Annotated in this window: 19 protein-coding genes; 16 read left to right on the top strand and 3 right to left on the bottom strand. The window is 69.8% G+C overall.

Annotation, left to right across the window (positions count from 1 at the left end):
• Window positions 1-24: 24 nt before the first annotated feature.
• The 4 genes from secD to ACZ4N4_RS33370 all read left to right on the top strand — a co-directional run bounded on the left by secD (window position 25) and on the right by ACZ4N4_RS33370 (window position 6,225).
• Window positions 25-1,818, top strand: a complete 1,794-nt coding sequence (gene secD / locus ACZ4N4_RS33355; protein ID WP_467595766.1) for a protein translocase subunit SecD — start codon at window positions 25-27, stop codon at window positions 1,816-1,818.
• Window positions 1,819-1,821: 3 nt separating this feature from the next.
• Window positions 1,822-2,934, top strand: a complete 1,113-nt coding sequence (secF, locus tag ACZ4N4_RS33360; RefSeq protein WP_453577169.1) for a protein translocase subunit SecF — start codon at window positions 1,822-1,824, stop codon at window positions 2,932-2,934.
• Window positions 2,931-3,470: an adenine phosphoribosyltransferase gene (locus ACZ4N4_RS33365; RefSeq protein WP_467595769.1), complete on the top strand. Its 540-nt coding sequence runs from the start codon at window positions 2,931-2,933 to the stop codon at window positions 3,468-3,470. Before secF ends, ACZ4N4_RS33365 begins: the two co-directional genes overlap by 4 nt.
• 226 nt (window positions 3,471-3,696) lie before the next feature.
• Window positions 3,697-6,225: a RelA/SpoT family protein gene (locus ACZ4N4_RS33370; RefSeq protein ID WP_467595772.1), complete on the top strand. Its 2,529-nt coding sequence runs from the start codon at window positions 3,697-3,699 to the stop codon at window positions 6,223-6,225.
• A 72-nt stretch (window positions 6,226-6,297) separates the two neighbouring features.
• Here the strand turns inward: ACZ4N4_RS33370 and ACZ4N4_RS33375 are convergent, their stop codons facing one another.
• Together ACZ4N4_RS33375 and ACZ4N4_RS33380 are read right to left on the bottom strand one after the other, a co-directional pair.
• A complete protein-coding gene (locus ACZ4N4_RS33375; protein WP_450759059.1) occupies window positions 6,298-7,527 on the bottom strand; it encodes a DUF349 domain-containing protein in 1,230 nt (409 codons plus the stop codon).
• A 135-nt stretch (window positions 7,528-7,662) separates the two neighbouring features.
• Window positions 7,663-8,484: a peptidylprolyl isomerase gene (locus tag ACZ4N4_RS33380; protein ID WP_467595775.1), complete on the bottom strand. Its 822-nt coding sequence runs from the start codon at window positions 8,482-8,484 to the stop codon at window positions 7,663-7,665.
• 178 nt (window positions 8,485-8,662) lie between these two features.
• Between ACZ4N4_RS33380 and ACZ4N4_RS33385 the strand changes: the two genes are divergently transcribed.
• From ACZ4N4_RS33385 to rpsD, 5 genes are all read left to right on the top strand, one after another.
• Window positions 8,663-9,370, top strand: coding sequence for an MBL fold metallo-hydrolase (locus ACZ4N4_RS33385; RefSeq protein WP_453577160.1), 708 nt, complete (start codon window positions 8,663-8,665; stop codon window positions 9,368-9,370).
• A 12-nt stretch (window positions 9,371-9,382) separates the two neighbouring features.
• Window positions 9,383-10,645 carry a histidine--tRNA ligase gene (gene hisS / locus ACZ4N4_RS33390; RefSeq protein ID WP_467595778.1) on the top strand — a complete coding sequence of 421 codons (1,263 nt, stop codon included), beginning with the start codon at window positions 9,383-9,385 and terminating at the stop codon, window positions 10,643-10,645.
• A gap of 139 nt (window positions 10,646-10,784) precedes the next feature.
• Window positions 10,785-11,441, top strand: coding sequence for a vitamin K epoxide reductase family protein (locus ACZ4N4_RS33395; RefSeq protein ID WP_467595781.1), 657 nt, complete (start codon window positions 10,785-10,787; stop codon window positions 11,439-11,441).
• A 41-nt stretch (window positions 11,442-11,482) separates the two neighbouring features.
• Window positions 11,483-12,838: a replication-associated recombination protein A gene (locus tag ACZ4N4_RS33400; RefSeq protein WP_453577154.1), complete on the top strand. Its 1,356-nt coding sequence runs from the start codon at window positions 11,483-11,485 to the stop codon at window positions 12,836-12,838.
• Between the two features lie 304 nt (window positions 12,839-13,142).
• Window positions 13,143-13,757 (top strand): 30S ribosomal protein S4, encoded by a 615-nt coding sequence (rpsD, locus tag ACZ4N4_RS33405; protein WP_351707197.1) that lies wholly within the window; start codon window positions 13,143-13,145, stop codon window positions 13,755-13,757.
• Between the two features lie 27 nt (window positions 13,758-13,784).
• Here the strand turns inward: rpsD and ACZ4N4_RS33410 are convergent, their stop codons facing one another.
• Complete coding sequence (locus ACZ4N4_RS33410; RefSeq protein WP_467595786.1) at window positions 13,785-15,950, bottom strand: ATP-binding protein; 2,166 nt, start codon at window positions 15,948-15,950, stop codon at window positions 13,785-13,787.
• Window positions 15,951-16,097: 147 nt separating this feature from the next.
• Between ACZ4N4_RS33410 and ACZ4N4_RS33415 the strand changes: the two genes are divergently transcribed.
• The 7 genes from ACZ4N4_RS33415 to ACZ4N4_RS33445 form a co-directional block, all read left to right on the top strand.
• A complete protein-coding gene (locus ACZ4N4_RS33415) occupies window positions 16,098-16,538 on the top strand; it encodes a DUF948 domain-containing protein (protein ID WP_453577148.1) in 441 nt (146 codons plus the stop codon).
• A gap of 11 nt (window positions 16,539-16,549) precedes the next feature.
• On the top strand, window positions 16,550-16,897 hold the full coding sequence (locus ACZ4N4_RS33420; protein WP_450759074.1) for a hypothetical protein: 348 nt from the start codon (window positions 16,550-16,552) through the stop codon (window positions 16,895-16,897).
• Window positions 16,897-19,569: an alanine--tRNA ligase gene (alaS, locus tag ACZ4N4_RS33425; RefSeq protein ID WP_453577145.1), complete on the top strand. Its 2,673-nt coding sequence runs from the start codon at window positions 16,897-16,899 to the stop codon at window positions 19,567-19,569. Before ACZ4N4_RS33420 ends, alaS begins: the two co-directional genes overlap by 1 nt.
• 14 nt (window positions 19,570-19,583) lie before the next feature.
• Entirely contained in the window at window positions 19,584-20,048 is a 465-nt protein-coding gene (gene ruvX, locus ACZ4N4_RS33430) for a Holliday junction resolvase RuvX (protein WP_360490386.1), read from the top strand.
• Window positions 20,049-20,171: 123 nt separating this feature from the next.
• On the top strand, window positions 20,172-21,896 hold the full coding sequence (gene mltG / locus ACZ4N4_RS33435; RefSeq protein ID WP_467595791.1) for an endolytic transglycosylase MltG: 1,725 nt from the start codon (window positions 20,172-20,174) through the stop codon (window positions 21,894-21,896).
• On the top strand, window positions 21,877-22,716 hold the full coding sequence (locus ACZ4N4_RS33440) for a shikimate dehydrogenase (RefSeq protein WP_467595794.1): 840 nt from the start codon (window positions 21,877-21,879) through the stop codon (window positions 22,714-22,716). The genes mltG and ACZ4N4_RS33440 overlap by 20 nt, the downstream gene beginning before the upstream one ends.
• 167 nt (window positions 22,717-22,883) lie before the next feature.
• On the top strand, window positions 22,884-23,074 hold a 191-nt coding region (locus tag ACZ4N4_RS33445; RefSeq protein WP_467595797.1), incomplete at its 3' end, for a chorismate synthase.

The following is a 23,074-nucleotide window of genomic DNA, read 5'->3' on the forward strand; positions in this document are numbered from 1 at the left end:
CGGCCCGAGAGGGAGTACGAGAAGGTGGCAGCACCTAAGAGGGGCCGGAGCGCGAGCGCCCAGAGCAAGCCAGGGCGCTCGCTGGCCTTGATCCTGATCGCCATCGTGGCGCTCACCGGAGGGATGTTCCTCTCCGGCAACACCACCCCGCGCCTCGGTATCGACCTGGCCGGTGGTACGAGCATCACGCTGCAGGCGAAGGCCGACCAAGGGTCCGCGATCAACAAGGCCAACATGGACACCGCGGTCGAGATCATGAACCGCCGTGTCAACGGCCTCGGTGTCTCCGAGGCGGAGGTGCAGACCCAGGGGACGAGCAACATCATCGTCAACATCCCCAAGGGCACCAACTCCGAGGAGGCCCGCCAGCAGGTCGGCACCACCGCGAAGCTGTACTTCCGTCCGGTCCTGGCCAGCGAGGCCAGCGCCGGCGCCGCGGCGACCGCCTCCCCGAGCGCGTCCGCCAGCGGCAGCTCCACCGCCTCCCCGAGCACGAGCGCGAGCCCGTCGAGCAGCGCGTCGGGCTCCCAGAAGGCGTCCGGGTCGTCCTCCGCCTCGCCGTCGTCGTCCGCCACCTCCCAGGGCCGCGCCGTCACGGACGCCCTGAAGGCCGACTCCACGCCGTCCTCGTCGGCGTCCGCGAGCTCGTCGGCGAGCCCCTCCGCCTCCTCCTCGGCCGATGCGGGCGCTTCCGCCGCGGCCAGCAAGCTGGAGGCCCAGTACACCGCGCTGGACTGCTCCAAGGACGCCCAGCGCGCCACGGCCGGCAAGAACGCCAAGCCCACCGACTCGACGGTGGCCTGCGGCAAGGTCTCCGGCGTCTGGTACAAGTACGTGCTCGGCCCGGCCGCCGTCGACGGCACCGAGGTCAAGAAGGCCCAGGCCGTCTTCGACACGCAGACCGCCGCGGGCTGGCAGGTCCAGATGAACTTCAACTCCAGCGGAGCCAAGAAGTTCGCCGACATCACCGCCCAGCTGGCCAAGAACCAGCAGCCGCAGAACGAGTTCGGCATCGTCCTGGACGGCGAGGTCGTCTCCAGCCCGTACGTGAGCCAGTCGATCACCGGCGGCCAGGCGGAGATCTCCGGCAGCTTCACCCAGGAGGAGGCCCAGAGCCTCTCCAACATGCTGTCGTACGGCGCGCTCCCGCTGTCCTTCAAGGAGCAGAGCGTCACCACCGTCACCGCCGCGCTCGGCGGCGAGCAGCTGCACGCCGGTCTGCTGGCCGGTGCCATCGGCCTCGCCCTGGTCGTGGTCTACCTGGTGGTCTACTACCGGGGTCTGTCGCTGGTCGCCATGGCCTCGCTGCTGGTCTCCGCGATCCTGACCTACGTGCTCATGGCGTTGCTCGGCCAGGCCATCGGCTTCGCGCTGAACCTTCCGGCCGTCTGTGGTGCGATCGTCGCGATCGGTATCACAGCCGACTCGTTCATCGTGTTCTTCGAACGCATCCGGGACGAGATCCGCGAGGGCCGCACGCTGCGTCCCGCCGTCGAGCGGGCCTGGCCGCGTGCCCGGCGCACCATCCTGGTCTCCGACTTCGTGTCGTTCCTGGCCGCCGCCGTGCTGTTCATCGTGACCGTCGGCAAGGTCCAGGGCTTCGCGTTCACCCTCGGTCTGACCACCGTGCTCGACGTGGTCGTCGTCTTCTTCTTCACCAAGCCGCTGATGACGATCCTCGCCCGGCGTAAGTTCTTCGCGAGCGGCCACAAGTGGTCCGGGCTCGACCCGAAGGGTCTGGGCGCCAAGCCCCCGCTGCGCCGCACCCGCCGTCCCGCCGGTCCTGTCGCCGGCCCTGTCGACCCGAAGGAAGCGTGAGCGATGTCGAAACTCGGCAGCCTCGGCGCCCGACTCCACCGCGGCGAGATCAGCTACGACTTCGTCGGCAAGCGCAAGATCTGGTACGGCGTCTCCATCCTGATCACCATCACGGCCATCGTCGGCCTGGCGGTGCGCGGCCTGAACATGGGCATCGACTTCCAGGGCGGTGCCGTCTTCACCACCCCGAAGACCAGCGTCTCGGTCTCCCAGGCACAGACCTATGCGACGGAGGCAGCCGGCCACGACGCAGTCGTGCAGAAGCTCGGCTCCGGAGGTCTGCGTATCCAGATCGCCGGCATGGACACCGAGAAGTCGGACGCCACCAAGGCCGAGCTGGCCAAGGACATGAAGCTGGACCCCGAGTCCATCGCCGCCGACCTGGTCGGCCCCAGCTGGGGTGACCAGATCGCCAACAAGGCCTGGGAAGGCCTCGGCATCTTCATGGTCCTCGTGGTGATCTACCTGGCGATCGCCTTCGAGTGGCGCATGGCGATCGCGGCCCTGGTCGCGCTGATCCACGACATCACGATCACGACCGGTATCTACGCCCTGGTCGGCTTCGAGGTCACGCCCGGCACGATCATCGGTCTGCTGACGATCCTCGGTTACTCGCTCTACGACACGGTCGTCGTCTTCGACAGCCTCAAGGAGCAGACGAAGGACATCACCAAGCAGACCCGCTTCACCTACAGCGACATCGCCAACCAGTCGATCAACGGCACCCTGGTCCGTTCGATCAACACCACGGTGGTCGCGCTGCTGCCGGTCGCGGGCCTGCTGTTCATCGGCGGTGGCTTCCTCGGCGCGGGTACGCTCAACGACATCTCGCTGTCGCTGTTCGTCGGTCTGGCCGCCGGTGCCTACTCGTCGATCTTCATCGCCACGCCGCTCGTCGCCGACCTCAAGGAGGCCGAGCCGCAGATGAAGGCGCTGCGCAGGCGCGTCCTCGCCAAGCGGGCCCAGGCCGCCGCCGAGGAGGAGTTCGCCGAGGCCCGAGTCGGGGGCCCGGAGGGACCCGAGGACGCCTCTCCGGCCGTCGTCGGCCCGCGCAACCAGCCCGCCTCCCCCCGCAACCGGGGCGGCCGCGGGCGTCCGTCGGGGAAGCGCCGATGACGGACATCAGGGAACTGCTGCTCAGCCGTATCAGGGACGTCGAGGACTACCCGGAGCAGGGCGTGATGTTCAAGGACATCACCCCGCTCCTGGCGGACCCGGCCGCGTTCACCGCGCTCACCGACGCCCTCGCGGAGATCGCCGGGCGCACCGGCGCCACCAAGGTCGTCGGCCTGGAGGCCCGGGGCTTCATCCTGGGCGCCCCGGTCGCCGTCCGCGCCGGCCTCGGCTTCATCCCGGTCCGCAAGGCGGGCAAGCTCCCCGGAGCCACCCTCCGCCAGGCCTACGAGCTGGAGTACGGCTCTGCCGAGATCGAGGTGCACGCCGAGGACCTCGGCACGGACGACCGGATCCTGATCGTCGACGACGTGCTCGCCACCGGCGGCACCGCGGAGGCCGCGATCAAGCTGATCCACCGCGCCGGTGCCGAGGTCGCGGGCGTCGCGGTCCTGATGGAGCTGGGCTTCCTGGGCGGCCGCGGCCGCCTGGAGCAGGCCCTGGGCGGAGCGCCGCTGGAGGCCCTCCTCCAGATCTGAGCGTCGTACAGCTGATCGAACGGCCGTCCCTGGGGGGCGGCCGTTCGCGTTTGCCCGGGGCTCTCGCAACCCCCAGGACACCCCGGTGGAATCCCTCGGCAGCCTCCCGTGTTACTTGGGTATACGGTTCTCGGTTCGGCCTGCAGGCGATGACATGGCGCAGGATCGCTACCATGGGCACTCCGGAGCCTGACCGGGGGACCCGGATCGCGCACGAGGAGCCCTCTTGCCAGACGAGGCCCAGCCACTGACCGCCGCCAAGCCCGAGCCTGCCTCGGCGCCCGCGGCCAAGCCCGCGCCGAACGTGTCGCAGACGAAGAACGACACCCGCGGGCCGGTCGAGCACGCCCAGTCCGCGCCCGCCGAGAAGTCGGCCGAGACCTCGCGCCCCAAACCGGCCCCGGCCGAGCGTCCCGCGAGCCGCCCCAACAGCGGCCAGCCCGCGCGCACCGGCTCCTCCAACCGCGTCCGTGCCCGCCTCGCCCGTCTCGGCGTGCAGCGCGCCAACCCGTACAACCCGGTCCTGGAGCCGCTGCTGCGCATAGTCCGCAGCAACGACCCCAAGATCGAGAACGCCACGCTGCGCCAGATCGAGCGCGCCTACCAGGTCGCCGAACGCTGGCACCGCGGCCAGAAGCGCAAGAGCGGCGACCCGTACATCACCCACCCGCTCGCCGTGACCACGATCCTCGCCGAGCTGGGCATGGACCCGGCGACGCTGATGGCGGGTCTGCTGCACGACACCGTCGAGGACACCGAGTACGGCCTGGAGGACCTGCGCCGCGACTTCGGTGACGTCGTCGCGCTGCTCGTCGACGGCGTGACCAAGCTGGACAAGGTCAAGTTCGGCGAGGCCGCGCAGGCCGAGACCGTGCGCAAGATGGTCGTCGCCATGGCCAAGGACCCGCGCGTCCTGGTCATCAAGCTCGCCGACCGCCTGCACAACATGCGCACCATGCGCTATCTCAAGCGCGAGAAGCAGGAGAAGAAGGCGCGCGAGACCCTGGAGATCTACGCGCCGCTCGCCCACCGCCTGGGCATGAACACCATCAAGTGGGAGCTGGAGGACCTCGCGTTCGCGATCCTCTATCCCAAGATGTACGACGAGATCGTCCGGCTGGTGGCCGAGCGGGCGCCGAAGCGTGACGAGTACCTGGCCATAGTGACCGACGAGGTCCAGGCCGACCTGCGTGCCGCCCGTATCAAGGCGACCGTCACCGGCCGCCCCAAGCACTACTACAGCGTCTACCAGAAGATGATCGTCCGCGGCCGCGACTTCGCGGAGATCTACGACCTGGTCGGCATCCGCGTCCTGGTGGACACGGTCAGGGACTGCTACGCCGCCCTCGGCACGGTACACGCGCGATGGAACCCGGTCCCCGGCCGGTTCAAGGACTACATCGCGATGCCCAAGTTCAACATGTACCAGTCGCTGCACACCACGGTCATCGGCCCCAACGGCAAGCCCGTCGAACTCCAGATCCGCACCTTCGACATGCACCGCCGCGCCGAGTACGGCATCGCCGCGCACTGGAAGTACAAGCAGGAGGCCGTCGCCGGCGCCTCCAAGGTCCGTACCGACGTGCCGAAGTCGTCCGGCAAGGGCAAGGACGACCACCTCAACGACATGGCGTGGCTGCGGCAGTTGCTGGACTGGCAGAAGGAGACCGAGGACCCCAGCGAGTTCCTGGAGTCCCTGCGCTTCGACCTGTCCCGCAACGAGGTCTTCGTCTTCACCCCCAAGGGCGACGTCATAGCGCTGCCGGCCGGGGCAACCCCGGTCGACTTCGCGTACGCCGTGCACACCGAGGTCGGCCACCGCACCATAGGCGCGCGGGTCAACGGCCGCCTGGTGCCGCTCGAATCCACCCTGGACAACGGCGACCTGGTCGAGGTCTTCACCTCCAAGGCACCCGGCGCGGGCCCGTCCCGCGACTGGCTGGGCTTCGTCAAGTCACCGCGTGCCCGCAACAAGATCCGCGCCTGGTTCTCCAAGGAGCGCCGGGACGAGGCGATCGAGCAGGGCAAGGACGCCATCGTCCGCGCGATGCGCAAGCAGAACCTGCCGATCCAGCGCATCCTCACCGGCGACTCGCTGGTCACGCTCGCCCACGAGATGCGCTACCCGGACATCTCCTCGCTCTACGCGGCGATCGGCGAGGGCCACGTGGCCGCGCAGAACGTCGTGCAGAAACTGGTGCAGGCGCTCGGCGGCGAGGAGGCGGCCACCGAGGAGATCGACGAGGCGGTCCCGCCGTCCCGCGGCCGCCGCAGCAAGCGGCGCAGCAGCCAGGACCCCGGTGTGGTGGTCAAGGGCGTCGACGACGTCTGGGTCAAGCTCGCCCGCTGCTGTACGCCCGTACCCGGCGACCCGATCATCGGCTTCGTCACCCGCGGCAGTGGTGTATCGGTTCACCGCAGCGACTGCGTCAACGTGGAGTCACTGTCCCGGGAACCGGAGCGCATCCTGGACGTCGAGTGGGCCCCCACCCAGTCCTCGGTCTTCCTGGTCGCCATCCAGGTCGAGGCCCTGGACCGGTCCCGGCTCCTGTCGGACGTCACCCGCGTCCTGTCCGACCAGCACGTCAACATCCTCTCCGCGGCCGTCCAGACCTCCCGCGACCGGGTGGCCACCTCCCGCTTCACCTTCGAGATGGGCGACCCCAAGCACCTGGGCCACGTCCTGAAGGCCGTACGGGGCGTGGAGGGCGTCTACGACGTCTACCGGGTCACGTCGGCCCGTAACCGGTCGTAACGCCCGGCACACGCCGAGAGGGGCCCCGTACGCGGCGTACGGGGCCCCTCTCGTCGGATGCGCTCGGCGCGCTCAGCCGCCGAACTCCTGCAGGCCCTTGAGAGCCTGGTCCAGGAGCGCCTGGCGGCCCTCCAGCTCACGCTCCAGCTTGTCCGCCCTGGACGTGTTGCCCTGGGCGCGGGCCTGGTCGATCTGCGTCCTCAGCTTGTCCACGGCCGCCTGCAGCTGGCCGGTCAGACCCGCGGCACGCGCGCGTGCCTCCGGGTTGGTCCGGCGCCACTCGGCCTCCTCGGCCTCCTGGATGGCCCGGTCGACCGTGTGCATCCGGCCCTCGACCTTGGGACGCGCGTCGCGCGGCACATGGCCGATGGCCTCCCAGCGCTCGTTGATCGAGCGGAAGGCGGACCGCGCGGACTTCAGGTCCGTGATCGGCAGGAGCTTCTCGGCCTCGCCGGCCAGCTCCTCCTTCAGCTTCAGGTTCTCGGTCTGCTCCGCGTCCCGCTCGGCGAAGGCGGACCCACGGGCCGCGAAGAACACGTCCTGGGCGCCGCGGAAGCGGTTCCACAGGTCGTCCTCGTGCTCGCGCTGGGCGCGGCCCGCGGCCTTCCACTCCGTCATCAGCTCGCGGTAGCGCGCGGCCGTCGGACCCCAGTCCGTCGAGTCCGACAGCGACTCGGCCTCGGCGACCAGCTTCTCCTTGGCCTTGCGGGCGTCCTCGCGCTGCGCGTCGAGCTGCGCGAAGTGCGCCTTGCGGCGCTTGGAGAACGCCGACCGGGCGTGCGAGAAGCGGTGCCACAGCTCGTCGTCCGACTTGCGGTCCAGGCGCGGCAGCCCCTTCCAGGTGTCCACCAGCGCGCGCAGCCGCTCACCGGCCGACCGCCACTGGTCGGACTGGGCCAGCTGCTCCGCCTCGACGACCAGGTCCTCCTTGGCCTTGCGGGCCTCGTCGGACTGCTTGGCACGCTGTGCCCGACGCTCCTCGCGACGCGACTCCACGGTCTTCACCAGCTCGTCGAGCCGGCCCCGCAGCGCCTGCAGATCACCGACCGCGTGGTGCGCCTCCACCTGTTCGCGCAGATGGTCGATGGCGGCCTGCGCGTCCTTCGCGGACAGGTCGGTGGTCCGTACTCGCTTTTCGAGGAGGCCGATCTCGACAACCAGGCCCTCGTACTTGCGCTCGAAGTAGGCCAACGCCTCGTCAGGGGAGCCGGCCTGCCAGGAACCGACGACCTGCTCGCCGTCGGCCGTACGCACGTACACGGTCCCCGTCTCGTCGACGCGGCCCCACGGGTCGCTGCTCACAGCGCCTCCTCCACATGATGCCCGCGAGGGGCCTCAGCGCCCCCGGGCATCGTCCACAGTTTCGTCACGGCCAACATAGGCGACCGGCGGGTTGCCTGTCCGCATCCCGCGCGACCGAAGTTTCGCAGTTGGACCTCAGGATTTCGTGACCGTCGCCTTGTTGATGACGACCGTCGCGTTCGGGGCTCCGTCACCGGCTCCGGTGCTCTCGCCGGCGGCCGCGATTTTCTTGAGGACCTTGAGTCCGGCGGCGTCCACCGTGCCGAACGGGGTGTAGCTCGCCGGCAGCTGGCTGTCCTGGTAGACCAGGAAGAACTGGCTGCCGCCGGTGTGCTTCTGACCGGTGTTGGCCATCGCGATCGTGCCCGCCGGGTAGACCCCGCCGGCCAGGCTTTTGTCCTTCAGGTTCTCGTCGGGAATCGTGTACCCGGGGCCGCCGCTGCCGGTACCCGTCGGGTCGCCGCACTGCAGCACGTAGATGCCGTTGGTGGTGAGCCGGTGGCACTTGGTGTGGTCGAAGTACCCCTTCGCCGCGAGGAAGTCGAACGAGTTCACCGTGTGCGGGGCGGCCGCCGTCTTCAGGGCGATGCCGATGTCACCGCAGGTCGTCGCCAGCTTCATGGTGTAGTCCGCCGACGTGTCGATCGACATCGCCGGCTCCTTCTTCCAGCTCAGCTTCGCCACCTTGCCGGCGGCGGGCTTCTCGCACGGGTCCGGCGCCTTGCTGGCGCTGGGCGTGGCGCTGGGCGTCGTCTGCGAGCCGGCGTTCGCCTTGTCGTCGCCCTTCAGGAAATTGGTCGTGTACAACAAGATGCTGCCGATCACGATCACGCCGAGCACGGACGCGATCACGGAGTTGCGCATGCGTGACTTGCGGCGTGCGCTGGTACGCCGCTGCTGCTGCCGCAAGAACTTCTCCCGGGCGAGCTGACGCCGCCGCTGCTCCTGGCTGACCACCGGGTTCTCTCCTCATGCCTGTCGTGTGTCGACCGGTACGCGTGCGTCCTGTGCGCTGTGTGAGCCGACCGCTGCGTGTAGCCCCGTACCGTATATGGGTTCGCTGAGGAAACGGCAGCGCCGGTAGGCTCTGGGCCACAGCTTGTAGCCACCCGAATCGACACAACGAAGGACGATCGTGCTCATTGCCGGGTTCCCCGCCGGGGCCTGGGGGACGAACTGTTATCTCGTCGCCCCCGCCGCCGGCGAGGAGTGCGTGATCATCGACCCCGGCCACCAGGCCGCCGAAGGCGTCGAGGAAGCACTCAAGAAGCATCGGCTCAAGCCCGTCGCCGTCGTCCTCACCCATGGCCACATCGATCATGTGGCCTCGGTCGTCCCCGTGTGCGGAGCGCACGACGTGCCGGCCTGGATCCACCCCGAGGACCGGTACATGATGAGCGACCCCGAGAAGGCGCTCGGCCGGTCCATCGGCATGCCGTTGATGGGCGAGCTGACGGTGGGGGAGCCGGACGACGTGTTCGAACTGGCCGACGGCGCGAAGCTGGAGCTGGCCGGACTCGAACTCTCCGTCGCGCACGCACCGGGCCATACCAGGGGGTCGGTGACCTTCCAGATGCCGGAGACGGACGACATTCCCTCGGTCTTCTTCTCGGGCGATCTGCTCTTCGCCGGCTCCATCGGACGCACGGACATGCCGGGCGGCTCCATGGACGACATGCTGGCCTCGCTGGCCCGGGTCTGCCTGCCGCTCGACGACTCCACCGTGGTGCTGTCCGGCCACGGCCCCCAGACGACCATCGGCCAGGAGCGCGCCACCAACGCCTATCTGCGGCAGGTGGCGGCCGGCCTCGGGAGCGCGGACGCTCCCCGACGAGGAATGTGACGAGAGAGCTTCGTGAGTACCTTCCAGGCCCCCAAGGGCACCTACGACCTGATCCCGCCGGAGAGCGCCAAGTACCTGGCCGTCCGTGAGGCGATCGCCGCGCCGCTGCGCGACTCCGGCTACGGCTACATCGAGACCCCCGGCTTCGAGAACGTGGAGCTGTTCGCGCGCGGGGTGGGCGAGTCGACCGACATCGTCACCAAGGAGATGTACGCGTTCGAGACGAAGGGCGGCGACAGGCTGGCGCTGCGCCCCGAGGGCACCGCGTCCGTCCTGCGTGCCGCCCTGGAGGCCAACCTGCACAAGGCCGGCAACCTGCCGGTCAAGCTCTGGTACTCCGGCTCGTACTACCGCTACGAGCGTCCGCAGAAGGGCCGTTACCGTCACTTCTCGCAGGTCGGTGCGGAGGCGATCGGTGCGGAGGACCCCGCGCTCGACGCCGAGCTGATCATCCTGGCCGACCAGGCGTACCGCTCGCTGGGCCTGCGCGACTTCCGCATCCTGCTGAACAGCCTGGGCGACAAGGAGTGCCGTCCGGTGTACCGGGCCGCGCTCCAGGACTTCCTGCGCGGTCTGGACCTCGACGAGGACACCCTCCGCCGGGCGGAGATCAACCCGCTCCGAGTCCTGGACGACAAGCGGGAGTCGGTCCAGAAGCAGTTGGGCGACGCCCCGCTGCTCCGTGACTACCTCTGTGACGCCTGCAAGGCGTACCACGAGGAGGTCCGCGAACTGATCACGGCCGCGGGCGTGGCCTTCGAGGACGACCCGAAGCTGGTCCGCGGCCTGGACTACTACACCCGTACGACCTTCGAGTTCGTCCACGACGGTCTGGGATCCCAGTCCGCGGTGGGCGGCGGCGGACGCTACGACGGCCTGTCCGAGATGATCGGCGGTCCCGCGCTGCCGTCGGTGGGCTGGGCGCTCGGCGTCGACCGCACGGTCCTCGCCCTGGAGGCCGAGGGCGTGCAGCTGAACCTGCCCTCCGCCACCAGCGTCTTCGCGGTCCCGCTCGGCGAGGAGGCCCGCCGGGTGCTGTTCGCCAAGGTCACGGAGCTCCGCCGGGCGGGCGTCGCGGCGGACTTCTCCTACGGGTCCAAGGGCCTCAAGGGCGCGATGAAGAACGCCAACCGCAGCGGGGCCCGCTACGCGATCGTCGCCGGCGAGCGCGACCTCGCCGAGGGCATCGTCCAGCTGAAGGACATGGAGTCCGGCGAGCAGACGCCGATCGGCGTGAACGAGATCGTGGCGGAGCTGGAGTCGAGGCTGGGCTGAGCGCGCCGGAGTGAGGGGGCGCGAGTCCCCTCACTTCCGTGCGTCCTTATGTCCACCGAACGGTGGACAGGGCGCCTCGTGCGGCACAATGGCCCCTGCCCGAAGAAGTTCCAACTCTCAAACAGACGGAATCGGCGTGATGAGCAAGACGACAGTCAACGACGTCTCCACCGAGCCCGGGCCCGAGCACGCCTCCGCAGCACCCCGTACCGAGGGCGGCAGCATCGCCTTCGGACTGCTGCTGATCATCACCGGCGCCGCCGGCCTGCTGGCCGCCTGGGTCATCACGATCGACAAGTTCAAGCTGCTGGAAGCCAAGGTCGAGGGCAAGACGTTCACCCCCGGGTGCAGCCTCAACCCGGTCGTCTCCTGCGGCAGCGTCATGGAGTCCAAGCAGGCCGCCGCCTTCGGCTTCCCGAACCCGATGCTCGGCCTGGTCTGCTACGGCATCGTCATCTGCGTCGGCATGAGCCTGCTGGCCCGCGCCCGCTTCCCGCGCTGGTACTGGCTGACCTTCAACTTCGGCACCCTCTTCGGCGTCGCGTTCTGCACCTGGCTGCAGTTCCAGTCCCTGTACCGGATCAACGCGCTGTGCCTGTGGTGCTCGCTGGCCTGGGTCGCCACGATCACCATGTTCTGGTACGTGACCTCCTTCAACATCCGCAAGAGCTTCCTGCCCGCCCCGAACTGGCTGAAGTCGTTCTTCGGCGAGTTCACCTGGGTGCTGCCGGTCCTGCACATCGGCATCATCGGCATGCTGATCCTGACCCGCTGGTGGGACTTCTGGACCAGCTGACAGCGCGCCGCGTTGTCAGTGCGGTGATTTAGGGTTTCAGCGTGGAACCCGACCTGTTCACCGCAGCCGCAGAAGAACGCCAGGAGAAGGACCCGACCGGCAGCCCCCTGGCGGTACGGATGCGCCCGCGCACCCTCGACGAGGTGGTGGGCCAGCGGCATCTGCTGAAGCCGGGATCACCGCTGCGCAGACTGGTCGGCGAGGGTTCCGGGGGCCCGGCCGGCCCCTCCTCGGTGATCCTCTGGGGCCCGCCGGGCACCGGCAAGACGACCCTCGCGTACGTCGTCTCCAAGGCGACCAACAAGCGGTTCGTGGAGCTCTCCGCGATCACCGCCGGCGTCAAGGAGGTCCGCGCGGTCATCGACGGCGCACGCCGCGCCACCGGGGGATACGGCAAGGAGACCGTCCTCTTCCTCGACGAGATCCACCGCTTCAGCAAGGCCCAGCAGGACTCCCTGCTCCCGGCCGTCGAGAACCGCTGGGTCACCCTGATCGCCGCGACGACGGAGAACCCGTACTTCTCGGTGATCTCACCGCTGCTCTCCCGCTCCCTGCTGCTCACCCTCGAACCACTCACCGACGACGACGTCCGCGGGCTGCTCAGAAGGGCCCTGACCGACGACCGCGGCCTGAAGGGCTCCGTCACCCTCCCCGAGGACACCGAGGAGCACCTGCTGCGGATCGCCGGCGGCGACGCCCGCCGCGCCCTGACCGCCCTGGAGGCCGCCGCCGGAGCCGCCCTCGACAAGGGCGAGACGGAGATCGGTCTGGGGACCCTGGAGGAGGTCGTCGACCGGGCCGCGGTGAAGTACGACCGGGACGGCGACCAGCACTACGACGTCGCCAGCGCCCTCATCAAGTCCATCAGGGGCTCGGACGTCGACGCGGCCCTGCACTACCTGGCCCGGATGATCGAGGCCGGCGAGGACCCCCGCTTCATCGCCCGCCGCCTGATGATCTCCGCCAGCGAGGACATCGGGCTCGCCGACCCCAACGCGCTGCCCATAGCGGTGGCCGCCGCCCAGGCCGTCGCCATGATCGGCTTCCCCGAGGCCGCCCTCACCCTCAGCCACGCCACCATCGCCCTCGCCCTGGCCCCCAAGTCCAACGCCGCGACGACGGCGATCGGCGCCGCCCTGGAGGACGTACGCAAGGGACTGGCCGGACAGGTGCCCCCGCATCTGCGTGACGGTCACTACAAGGGCGCCGCCAAGCTGGGGCACGCGCAGGGGTACGTCTATCCGCACGACCTGCCCGAGGGCATCGCCGAGCAGCAGTACGCCCCGGACCCGATCAAGGACCGCGAGTACTACACCCCCACCCGGCACGGCTCCGAGGCCCGCTACGCGGACGCGGTCGAGTGGACCAGGAAGCACCTCGGTCGCAGGCGGTCCTGAGCAGCCTGTAGAATCCGTCGAAGCGCTGAGTCCCGCGCTGTCAGAGCGGGACAGTCGGCCGGAGCCTCCGCAAGGAGGTTCCAGGAGCGTCGCGCACCGTCGAACGGTGTCGCGGGCAGCCCACCACCACTCGCCGCACGGCGGGACCGGTCGGTGGGCCACTCGCGTGCTGCACGTATGTGCCCAGACCAGGGGAGCGGCTGCCCACCAGGCCCGGCAACGGGTTCCGGCGGGTTTCCCCGGCTGCGGATTGCGACCTCCCTTAACCCTGACGAGCCGGATATCAGAAGGAAGAAAGAGACAAGTGGCGAACCAGTCCCGCCCCAAGGTCAAGAAGTCGCGTGCCCTCGGCATCGCGCTGACCCCGAAGGCCGTCAAGTACTTCGAGGCCCGTCCCTACCCGCCGGGTGAGCACGGCCGCGGCCGCAAGCAGAACTCGGACTACAAGGTCCGTCTGCTCGAGAAGCAGCGTCTGCGCGCGCAGTACGACGTGTCCGAGCGCCAGCTCGTCCGCGCCTACGAGCGTGCCTCCAAGGTGCAGGGCAAGACCGGTGAGGCCCTGATCATCGAGCTGGAGCGTCGCCTCGACGCGCTGGTCCTGCGTTCGGGCATCGCCCGCACGATCTACCAGGCCCGCCAGATGGTCGTCCACGGCCACATCCAGGTCAACGGCCAGAAGGTCGACAAGCCGTCCTACCGCGTGCGTCCGGACGACGTCATCCAGGTCCGCGACCGCTCGAAGGACAAGACGCTCTTCCAGATCGCCCGTGAGGGTGGCTTCGCCCCCGACGGCGAGATCCCGCGCTACCTGCAGGTGAACCTCAAGGCCCTGGCGTTCCGCCTGGACCGCGAGCCCAACCGCAAGGAAGTTCCGATCATCTGTGACGAGCAGCTCGTCGTCGAGTACTACGCCCGCTGATCCCAGCCCCGGCGCAGCACTCCAGCGTCAGCCCGTCGTCTCCCCGCCCTTCCGGGTGGGCGAGGCGGCGGGCTTCCGCGTTCCGGCACCGTCCCCCCGCTGCGGTACCGGCCCGCGCGGCGACGGCAGCCCGTCCAGCGGCCGTACCCCGAAGTACTCCAGCGCCCGGGCCACCGCCGCCTCCCGGTCCAGCCTGGCCCCCTGCCGTGCGCACTCCGCGTACCGCTCCTCGCCCAGCGCCCGCCGGGCCGTCGCCTCGCACAGCTCGTGCGGGGCGTTGTAGTGGGCCGAGCCGAACAGCGGCAGCCCCACCGACGGCCACATCCGCCCCGCCGCGCCCTGCAGTACCGCCGCCTCCGCCGGATCGCCCTGCGCCACCGTCACCAGGGCAAGGAGCTCGATCGACAGCACCGAAGCCAGCAGATCGTGGAAGCCGTGCGCATGGCCGAGGCAGTCGGTCAGCAGCTCGCGGGCGCCCGCGTGGTCGCCGTCCCGCCAGGCCGCGTACGCCAGCACATACAGCGCGTACGACCGGGCCCAGTGCTCGCCGTGGTCCTCGCACACCCGGCGCACGTCCTCGCACAGCCGTACCGCCTCCGGCAGATCGCCGAGGAACGCCCGGGTCATCGCCAGCTCGACCTGGCTCATCAGGACGTTGCTGTTGAGCTCGCCGATCTCCCGGTAGCGGCCGAGCGCCGAGCGCAGCAGCGTTTCCGCGCGGGCCATGTCGTCGGTGACCAGGGCCAGACAGCCGGTGCGGTGCTCCGCGTAGGCCACCGCCGTGGGGTCGGCCACCAGCTCGGCCTCCTCCCGGCACTCCTGGAGCGCCGCCAGCGCGGGCACGGCGTCGCCCTGCAGGATCGTCACGTAGCCGAGCACCCACAGCGCCTTGAGCCGGGACCGCGGGTACTCCGAGTCCAGCTCCAGACTGAGCTCCAGCCAGCGCCGCCCCTCCGAGAGCCGCCCGCAGCCCGCCCAGTAGAACCACAGCGACCCCGCCAGATACTGGCCCAGATGCGCCTCGTCCGGCTCGGTCAGGCAGTGGTCCAGGGCGGCCCGCAGGTTCGGCAGCTCGGCCTCGACACGCGCGGCCACCTCGCCCTGCCGCGGCGAGAACCAGTCCAGCTCGCACCAGGTCGCCAGCCCCATGAACCAGTCGCGGTGCCGGCGCCGCAGCCGCCCCGCGTCGCCCGTCGCCGCCAGCCAGTCGGCGCCGTACGCCCGTACGGTGTCGAGCATCCGGTAGCGCACCCCCGTCGGGGTCTCCTCCCGGGACACCACCGACTGCGCGAGCAGCTCCGTCAGCACGTCCAGGACGTTCTCGGACGACAGCCCGTCCCCGCCGCACACGTACTCGGCGGCCTCCAGGTCGAAGGTCCCCGCGAACGCCGACAGCCGCGCCCACAGCAACCGCTCGGCGGGGGTGCACAGTTCATGGCTCCAGCCGATCGCCGTGCGCAGCGTCTGATGACGGGGCAGGCCGTCGCGCCCGCCGCCGGTCAGCAGCCGGAACCGGTCGTCGAGCCGCTCCAGGAGCTGCCCCGGCGACAGCGCCCGCAGCCGGCCCGCCGCCAGCTCGATCGCCAGCGGGATCCCGTCAAGGCGCCGGCACACCTCCTGTGCCTCCGCACGGTCCCGGATCTCCAGCCCCTGCCGCCCGGCGCGCTCGGTGAACAGCTCCACCGCCTCCTCCTCGCCGAGCGGCGCCAGTGACAACAGCCGCTCACCCGCCACGCCCAGCGGCCGCCGGCCCGCCGCCAGCACGGTCAGGTCGGGCAGCCGCCGCAGCAACTCGGCCACCAGGTCCGCGCACCCGTCGACCAGGTGCTCGCACCCGTCGAGCAACAGCAGGCAGCGGCGGCCGGCCAGGTGCGCCAGGAGCGTCTCGCGCGGCAGCCGGGTGGTGTGGTCGGTCAGACCCAGCGCCTCCACGACCGCGTACTCCACGAACTCGGGATCGCGCACCGCGGCCAGCTCCACCCGCCACACCCCGTCCCGGGGCGCCGCCGCGGCGGCCGCCCGGGCCGCCAGCCGGGACTTGCCGACCCCGCCGACCCCGGTCACCGTCACCAGCCGGCCGGACTCCAGGGCCCGGGCCAGCTCGCCGAGTTCGGCCGAGCGGCCCACGAACGCGGTCAGTTCCAGGGGCAGATTGCCGTCCGCCGAAGAGCCGGGGCGCTGAGGACCTCGCATGGGACACGGAGCGTACTTAACCGTATTCAGTCCGTACAATCGGTTCGCGGAACTCGGCCGCTCGCACGCGGTAATCCGGTACGGAGCCCGACGCCCCGCGCGATAGGCTCAGTGCTCAGTTGATTTTCGCGGGAGAGCGGGAAGCAGGTGCGCGCAGTGTCCGGTGGAGAGGTGGCCGGGATCCTGGTGGCCGTCTTCTGGGCGATCCTGGTCTCCTTCCTCGCGGTGGCTCTCGTGAGGCTGGCCCAGACGCTCAGGGCGACCACCAAGCTCGTGGCGGACGTGACCGACCAGGCCGTCCCGCTGCTCGCCGACGCCTCCGCGGCCGTACGCTCCGCGCAGACCCAGATCGACCGGGTCGACGCGATCGCCTCCGACGTCCAGGAGGTCACGTCCAACGCCTCCGCGCTGTCGACCACCGTCGCCTCCACCTTCGGTGGCCCGCTGGTCAAGGTCGCGGCGTTCGGCTACGGCGTGCGCCGGGCACTGACCGGCCGCAAGGCGGACGTGCCCGCCCGGGAGCCCAGGCGTACCGTGATCGTGGGCCGGACCGTGCCCGCCGCACGGCGGAAGAACCGGGGAAAGTAGGAGCCAGGCAGATGTTCCGCCGTACGTTCTGGTTCACCACCGGTGTCGCCGCCGGTGTCTGGGCCACCACCAAGGTCAACCGCAAGCTCAGGCAGCTGACCCCCGAGAGCCTCGCCGCCACCGCCGCGAACAAGGCGCTGGAGACCGGCCACCGGATCAAGGACCGGGCGATCGGCTTCGCGCTCGACGTCCGCGAGAACATGGCCCAGCGGGAGGAAGAGCTGGGGGACGCGCTGGGCATCAACGCGGACCCCGAACTCCCCGCTCCCCGGCGGCTCACCGCCATCGAGAACAACCGCAGCAACCCGAAGTACATCGAGAACACGACGTACTCGTACGACCGGAATGAGGACCACTGATGGAGTCGGCAGAGATCCGCCGCCGCTGGCTGAGCTTCTACGAGGAGCGCGGTCACACCGTCGTCCCTTCGGCGTCGCTCATCGCGGACGACCCGACTCTGCTCCTCGTCCCGGCCGGCATGGTGCCCTTCAAGCCCTACTTCCTCGGCGAGGTCAAGCCGCCGTGGGCGCGCGCCACCAGCGTGCAGAAGTGCGTGCGCACCCCCGACATCGAAGAGGTCGGCAAGACCACCCGGCACGGCACCTTCTTCCAGATGTGCGGCAACTTCTCGTTCGGCGACTACTTCAAGGAAGGCGCCATCAAGTACGCCTGGGAGCTGCTCACCACGCCCCAGGACAAGGGCGGTTACGGCCTGGAGCCGGACCGGCTCTGGATCACCGTCTACAAGGACGACGACGAGGCCGAGCGCATCTGGCAGGACGTCGTCGGCGTGCCGAAGGAGCGCATCCAGCGCCTCGGCATGAAGGACAACTACTGGTCCATGGGCGTCCCCGGACCCTGCGGACCCTGCTCCGAGATCAACTACGACCGCGGCCCCGAGTTCGGCGTCGAGGGCGGCCCGGCCGTCAACGACGAGCGGTACGTGGAGATCTGGAACCTCGTCTTCATGCAGTACGAGCGCGGCGAGGGCATCGGCAAGGACAACTTCGAGATCCTCGGCGAACTGCCCAGCAAGAACATCGACACAGGCCTCGGCCTGGAACGTCTCGCCATGATTCTGCAGGGCGTGCAGAACATGTACGAGATCGACACCTCGATGGCGGTCATCGAGAAGGCCACCGAGCTGACCGGCGTGGCCTACGGCGACGCCCACGGCTCGGACGTCTCGCTGCGCGTGGTCACCGACCACATGCGGACGTCGGTCATGCTCATCGGCGACGGCGTCACCCCCGGCAACGAGGGCCGCGGCTACGTGCTGCGCCGCATCATGCGCCGCGCCATCCGCAACATGCGGCTGCTCGGCGCCACCGGCCCGGTCGTCCTCGACCTGATCGACACCGTGATCCGGATGATGGGGCAGCAGTACCCGGAGCTGGTCACCGACCGCGAGCGCATCGAGAAGGTCGCCGTCGCCGAGGAGAACGCCTTCCTCAAGACGCTCAAGGCCGGCACCAACATCCTCGACACGGCCGTCACCGAGACCAAGGAGTCCGGCGGCACGGTCCTCGCCGGCGACAAGGCCTTCCTGCTCCACGACACCTGGGGCTTCCCGATCGACCTCACCCTCGAAATGGCCGCCGAGCAGGGCCTCGCGGTGGACGAGGACGGCTTCCGCCGCCTGATGAAGGAGCAGCGGGACCGCGCCAAGGCCGACGCCCAGGCCAAGAAGACCGGGCACGCCGGCGCCGGCGCCTATCGCGAGATCGCCGACAAGACCGGCGAGACCGACTTCATCGGCTACTCCGACACCGAGGGCGAGACCACGATCGTCGGCATCCTGGTCGACGGCGTCTCCTCGCCGGCCGCCACCGAGGGCGACGAGGTCGAGATCGTCCTGGACCGCACCCCGTTCTACGCCGAGGGCGGCGGTCAGATCGGCGACACCGGCCGGATCAAGGTCGACTCCGGTGCCGTCGTCGAGATCCGCGACACCCAGAAGCCGGTCCCGGGCGTCTACGTCCACAAGGGCGTCGTCCAGTTCGGCGAGGTGACGGTCGGCGCCAAGGCCCACGCCGCGATCGACCAGCGCCGCCGCACCGCCATCGCCCGTGCCCACTCGGCCACCCACCTCACCCACCAGGCGCTGCGCGACGCCCTCGGCCCGACGGCCGCGCAGGCCGGTTCGGAGAACCAGCCCGGCCGCTTCCGCTTCGACTTCGGCTCGCCGTCCGCCGTTCCGACGGCCGTGATGACCGACGTCGAGCAGAAGATCAACGAGGTGCTCGCCCGCGACCTGGACGTGCGCGCCGACATCATGGGCATCGACGAGGCCAAGAAGCAGGGCGCCATCGCCGAGTTCGGCGAGAAGTACGGCGAGCGGGTCCGCGTGGTGACTATCGGCGACTTCTCCAAGGAGCTGTGCGGCGGCACCCACGTGCACAACACCGCCCAGCTGGGCCTGGTGAAGCTGCTCGGCGAGTCGTCGATCGGCTCGGGTGTCCGTCGTATCGAGGCCCTCGTCGGCGTCGACGCCTACAACTTCCTGGCCCGTGAGCACACGGTCGTCGCCCAGCTCCAGGAGCTGATCAAGGGCCGGCCGGAGGAGCTTCCGGAGAAGGTCTCCACCATGCTCGGCAAGCTGAAGGACGCCGAGAAGGAGATCGAGAAGTTCCGCGCCGAGAAGGTGCTGCAGGCCGCCGCCGGTCTCGTCGAGTCCGCCAAGGACGTCCGCGGGATCGCCGTCGTCACCGGCCAGGTCCCGGACGGCACCACCCCGGACGACCTGCGCAAGCTGGTCCTCGACGTGCGCGGCCGCATCCAGGGCGGACGCGCCGCCGTGGTCGCCCTGTTCACGGTCAACAACGGCAAGCCGCTCACGGTCATCGCCACCAACGACGCCGCCCGCGACCGCGGCCTCAAGGCCGGTGACCTGGTCCGCACCGCGGCCAAGACGCTCGGCGGCGGTGGCGGCGGCAAGCCGGACGTCGCCCAGGGCGGCGGCCAGAACCCGGCCGCCGTGGGCGAGGCCATCGACGCCGTCGAGCGTCTCGTGGCCGAGACCGCCAAGTAAGAAACGGTAAGAAGATGCGCAGAGGGCGTCGACTCGCCGTCGACGTCGGGGACGCCCGGATCGGGGTCGCCTCGTGCGACCCCGACGGGATCCTGGCCACCCCCGTCGAGACCGTCCCCGGCCGGGACATCCCGGCCGCCCACCGCCGGCTGCGGCAACTGGTCGAGGAGTATGAACCGATCGAGGTCGTCGTCGGACTCCCGCGCTCCCTCAAGGGGGGAGAGGGCCCGGCGGCCGTCAAGGTCCGGGCCTTCGCCCAGGAGCTGGCCAAGGGCATCGGGCCGGTGCCGGTCCGGCTGGTCGACGAGCGGATGACGACCGTGACGGCCAGTCAGGGACTGCGGGCCTCGGGGGTGAAGTCCAAGAAGGGCCGCTCGGTCATCGACCAGGCCGCCGCTGTGATCATCCTCCAGCAGGCGCTGGAATCCGAACGGGTGTCAGGTAAACCACCCGGCGAGGGCGTCGAAGTAGTCATCTGATCGCGATACGGTAACGTTCCGCGCGATGCGATGGTTTTCGAACAGCCACCGCACAGCAAGAGGCGGAACGGTCAATCGGCCCACCAGCCGCGTGACGCGCCGCCTCGCGGCTCTAGGGGATCGATGACTGAGTATGGCCGGGGCCCAGGCTCCGAACCGTGGCATCCGGAGGACCCGTTGTACGGGGACGACGGATGGGGAGGACAGCAGGCCCACGTGGGTCAGCAGTCCCCCTACGGCGGCCAGCCGCAGCACTACCCGCAGCAGTCGCAGCAGCAGTACGGCGACTGGAGCCAGCACCCCCAGGGCGGGTACGACCAGCACCACGGCCAGCAGCAGTACGCGTACTACGACGAGCAGGGTCAGCTTCAGTACGCCGACGGGCAGGGTCAGCAGCAGTACGACCAGCAGTACGACCAGCAGTACGTCGGCCATGCCCAGCAGCAGTACCACCAGGGCGGCTGGGACGCGACCGGCACCCACGGCCAGGTGCCCTACGCCGCCGACCCGGGCGACCCGTACGGCCAGCAGCCGGTGGCGTACGGCGGGGAGCAGCCCGACTTCTACGGCACCGAGGACGCCTACCCGCCACCGGAGCCGCCCGGCCGGCGGCGCGATCCGGAGGCGGAGCCGCAGCCGGAGCCCGGAGCCGAGGAGGAGCAGCACCCCTTCTTCACGGGCGCCGACGACGATGACGACGAGGATGACGACCCGAAAGGGCGCCGCGGTGGTGGCCGCGGCAAGGACGCGAAGGGCGGCAAGGGGGCCAAGAAACGACGCAACGGCTGCGCCTGTCTGGTGGTCTGCCTGGTCTTCGGCGGCGGTGCGGCCACGGTCGGCTACTACGGCTGGCACTTCTACCAAAATCGTTTCGGCGCGGCCCCGGACTACGCGGGCAGCGGCAACGGTTCGGTGACCGTCGAGATCCCGAAGGGCGCGGGCGGCTATGACATCGGCCGGCGTCTGAAGGAGGCCGACGTCGTCAAGAGTGTCGACGCGTTCGTGGCCGCCCAGTCGCAGAACCCGGACGGAAAAACGATTCAGGCAGGCGCCTATCTCCTGAAGAAGGAGATGTCCGCCGCGAGCGCCGTGCAGCTGATGCTCGACCCGAAGAGCAAGGCCAATGTGGTGGTCACCCCGGGCGAGCGCGCGACGGCCGTCTACGTGGCCCTCGACAAACAGCTCGGCCTTTCCTCGGGCACCACCAGGAAGGTCGCGAAGACCGAATACAAGAGCCTCGGTCTGCCGAGCTACGCGAACACCAACAGCAAGATCATGGACCCGCTGGAGGGCTTCCTCTTCCCGGGTACCTATCCCGCGGCCAAGGGCATGAAGCCCGACGCGATCCTGAAACAGATGGTCGCCGCGGCCAAGGAGGAATACGCCACCTACGACCTCGCGGCGCAGGCCAAGAAGTACGACCTGGACAACCCGCTGCAGCTCATCACGGTCGCGAGTCTCGTCCAGGCCGAAGGCAAGACGCACGACGACTTCCGCAAGATGGCGGAAGTGATCTACAACCGTCTCGAGCCCACGAACACCGAGACGAACCGGTTGCTCCAATTCGACTCGACCTTCAACTACCTGAAGGGCACGAGCAACATCCACATCAGCGAGTCGGAGATCAACAGCAACCGGAACCCGTACAACACCTACACGCAGAAGGGCCTCCCGCCGGGTCCGATCGGCAACCCCGGCGACGAAGCGCTGAAGGCGGCACTGAATCCGACCGACGAGGGCTGGATGTATTTCGTGGCGACCGACGGCGTAAACAACACCGAATTCGCCAAGACCAATGCCGAATTCGAAAAGCTCAAGGAAAAATTCAATGCCAACTCGGGCCACTGACGCCCGTCGGGCCGCCGTGCTCGGTAAGCCCATCGCGCACTCGCTCTCGCCGGTGCTGCACCGGGCCGCGTACGACGAACTCGGGCTCACCGGGTGGTCGTACGAGCGCTTCGAGGTCGACGAGACCCGGCTGCCGGGGTTCCTCGGGCAGTTGGGTCCGGAGTGGGCGGGGCTGTCGCTGACCATGCCGCTGAAGCGGGCGGTCATCCCGCTGGTCGACGAGATCAGTGAGACGGCCGCCTCGGTCGACGCGGTCAACACGGTCGTCTTCACGGAGGACGGCCGACGGCTCGGGGACAACACCGACATCCCGGGCATGGTCGCCGCGTTGCGTGAGCACGGCATCGAACAGGTCGACTCCGCCGCGATCCTCGGCGCCGGCGCCACCGCCTCCTCGGCGCTGGCCGCGCTCGCCCGGATCTGCACCGGCGAGGTCGTCGCCTACGTCCGCAGCGAGGAGCGCGCCGCCGAGATGCGGCAATGGGGCGAGCGGCTCGACGTCCAGGTCCGGACCGCCGACTGGGCCGACGCCGAACAGGCTCTGCACGCCCCCCTGGTGATCGCCACCACCCCGGCCGGCACCACCGACGCCCTCGCCGCCGCCGTACCCGAACGCCCCACCACCCTCTTCGACGTCCTCTACCACCCCTGGCCCACGGCGCTGGCCGCACGCTGGTCCATGTTCGGGGGAGCCGTGGTGAGCGGCCTGGACCTCCTGGTGCACCAGGCCGTGCTCCAGGTCGAACAGATGACCGGCCGCGCCCCGGCACCGCTGGACGCCATGCGCCGGGCCGGGGAGAAGGCGCTCGCCGAGCGCTGACCCGGTCACGTCCGCGTCCGTCTGCTGGACCGGCGGCCGGGTTCACCACCCGGACGTGGGAGGATCGGAGACGGCGGACCGGGGCCGCGCACCCGGTCGGGCCGTCGCCGTACGCGAGGACGCGCGTACGCAGGGCAGTACCGGGGCGCGAGCACTGAGGAGCATCGTTGAGCAGGCTGCGTTGGCTGACCGCGGGGGAGTCCCATGGTCCCGCACTTGTCGCGACGCTGGAGGGCCTTCCCGCCGGCGTGCCGATCACGACCGAGATGGTCGCGGATCACTTGGCGCGGCGGCGGCTCGGTTATGGACGCGGTGCGCGCATGAAGTTCGAGCAGGACCAGGTCACGTTCCTGGGTGG

This window comes from Streptomyces sp. NPDC026538 (genome assembly GCF_055567535.1).

Coding starts and splice junctions, on each gene's coding strand:
- secF (WP_453577169.1), top strand. CDS start 1,822: ATGTCGAAACTCGGCAGCCTCGGCGCCCGACTCCACCGCGGCGAGATC.
- ACZ4N4_RS33365 (WP_467595769.1), top strand. CDS start 2,931: ATGACGGACATCAGGGAACTGCTGCTCAGCCGTATCAGGGACGTCGAG.
- ACZ4N4_RS33395 (WP_467595781.1), top strand. CDS start 10,785: ATGAGCAAGACGACAGTCAACGACGTCTCCACCGAGCCCGGGCCCGAG.
- ACZ4N4_RS33410 (WP_467595786.1), bottom strand. CDS start 15,950: ATGCGAGGTCCTCAGCGCCCCGGCTCTTCGGCGGACGGCAATCTGCCC.
- ACZ4N4_RS33420 (WP_450759074.1), top strand. CDS start 16,550: ATGTTCCGCCGTACGTTCTGGTTCACCACCGGTGTCGCCGCCGGTGTC.
- alaS (WP_453577145.1), top strand. CDS start 16,897: ATGGAGTCGGCAGAGATCCGCCGCCGCTGGCTGAGCTTCTACGAGGAG.
- ruvX (WP_360490386.1), top strand. CDS start 19,584: ATGCGCAGAGGGCGTCGACTCGCCGTCGACGTCGGGGACGCCCGGATC.
- mltG (WP_467595791.1), top strand. CDS start 20,172: ATGACTGAGTATGGCCGGGGCCCAGGCTCCGAACCGTGGCATCCGGAG.
- ACZ4N4_RS33440 (WP_467595794.1), top strand. CDS start 21,877: ATGCCAACTCGGGCCACTGACGCCCGTCGGGCCGCCGTGCTCGGTAAG.